Source organism: Actinoallomurus acaciae (assembly GCF_042429965.1).
Lineage (GTDB): Bacteria > Actinomycetota > Actinomycetes > Streptosporangiales > Streptosporangiaceae > Actinoallomurus > Actinoallomurus acaciae.
In genome coordinates, this window is the sequence record NZ_JBHLZP010001278.1 from 1 (window position 1) to 920 (window position 920).

At 74.1% G+C, this 920-nt stretch carries 2 protein-coding genes; one reads left to right on the plus strand and one right to left on the minus strand.

Annotation, left to right across the window (positions count from 1 at the left end):
- Positions 1 to 135: 135 nt before the first annotated feature.
- Complete coding sequence (locus tag ACFFNX_RS52070; protein WP_378213905.1) at positions 136 to 567, plus strand: nucleotide exchange factor GrpE; 432 nt, start codon at positions 136 to 138, stop codon at positions 565 to 567.
- Between the two features lie 14 nt (positions 568 to 581).
- Here the strand turns inward: ACFFNX_RS52070 and ACFFNX_RS52075 are convergent.
- Positions 582 to 920 (minus strand): LuxR family transcriptional regulator (locus ACFFNX_RS52075; RefSeq protein ID WP_378213904.1); only part of this gene is annotated, 339 nt, incomplete at its 5' end.

Below are 920 nucleotides of genomic sequence, written 5' to 3' on the forward strand. Positions count from 1 at the left end.
CGAGGCGCCGCGTCCCCAGGAGCCGGAGGCCGCACCCCCGGAGAACGATCATGCGGCGAAGATCTCCGGGGGTGCGAGGCGCCGCGTCCCCAGGAGCCGGAGGCCGCACCCCCGGAGAACGATCATGCGGCGAAGATCTCCGCGTTGGAGGACCGGTGGCGGCGGGCGCTGGCGGATCTGGACAACTATCGCAAACGCACCGTCCGGGCCCTGGACGAGGAACGCGACGCCGAACGCGCCCGTACCGCCGCGCGGTGGCTGCCGGTCCTGGACGGCCTCGAACGCGCCCTCGAACACGCCGACGCCGAACCCGAAGCCGTCATCCAGGGCGTCCGCGCCGTCCTCGACCAGGCCCGCGACGTCATCGCACGCCTCGGCTACCCCCGCCAGCGCCAGGACGACATGGGCGCCCGGTTCGACCCGGCGCGCCACCAGGCGGTCACCGTCGTGCCCTCCGAGGCGCCCGACGGCACGGTCGTACGGGTCCTGGTGCCCGGCTACGGCGAGGGAACGCGCCGGCTGCGACCGGCGCAGGTCGTGGTCGCCAAGGGGCGGCCCGGAGACTGACGCCTCCCGGGCGCTCAGGCGCTGCGCTGGAGGGTCAGGCGGGTCAGTTCCACGCGGGAGCCGATGTTCAGCTTGCGGAACACATGGCGCAGATGGAACGCCACCGTGTGCGCGCTCATGAACAGCTGGTCGGCCACCTGGCGGTTCGTCAGACCCTGGGCGACCAGCTCCGACACGGTGCGTTCGGTGTCGGTGAGGCTCGCCCAGCCGGAGACCGGGCGGTCGGTGTTGCTCCAGTGCCGGCGGCGTACGCCCAGGCGCCGCAGCCGGCGGCGGACCCGGGCCGCGTCACGGCCGGCGCCCATCGTCTCGTACGCGGACAGGCCCGCGTCGAACGCGGCGACCAGGCAACG